General features: G+C 69.9%; 1 protein-coding gene. It reads left to right on the forward strand.

Annotation, left to right across the window (positions count from 1 at the left end; genetic code table 11):
- Positions 1–459, forward strand: a 459-nt coding sequence (locus M3661_RS29875) for a VOC family protein (protein ID WP_251491296.1), incomplete at both ends; no start/stop codon positions are given.

Below are 459 nucleotides of genomic sequence, written 5' to 3' on the forward strand. Positions count from 1 at the left end.
TTCGTGCTGACCGACATCGACGGCCCGAGCGAAGTCGGCCCGCTGACGGGCATCGATCACGTGTGCCTCGCGCTGCCGGCCGACGCGCTCGACACCTGGATCCTGTTCTTCAAGACGGCGTTCGGCTTCGAGGCCGAGCGCAGCTGGCTCGTGCCCGACCCGTACGGGCTGATGCGCAGCCGCGCGGTGCGCCGCGCCGACGGCGCGGTGCGGATCGCGCTGAACGCGTCGGTCGACCGCCATACGGCCGTCGCCGAATCGCTCGACCGCTACCACGGCACCGGGCTGAACCACGTCGCGTTCCGCACCGACGACATCGTGAAGACGGTCGCCGCGTTCGCGGCCGACGGCGTGCCGTTCCTGCGGATTCCGGCCAACTACTACGACGATCTCGCCGCGCGCTACGCGCTGCCGGACGAACTGATCGACACGCTGAGCGCGCATCACCTGCTGTACGAC

The organism is Paenibacillus sp. MER 180 (assembly GCF_023713665.1).
In the GTDB taxonomy this organism is placed as follows: domain Bacteria; phylum Bacillota; class Bacilli; order Paenibacillales; family Paenibacillaceae; genus Paenibacillus_B; species Paenibacillus_B suaedae.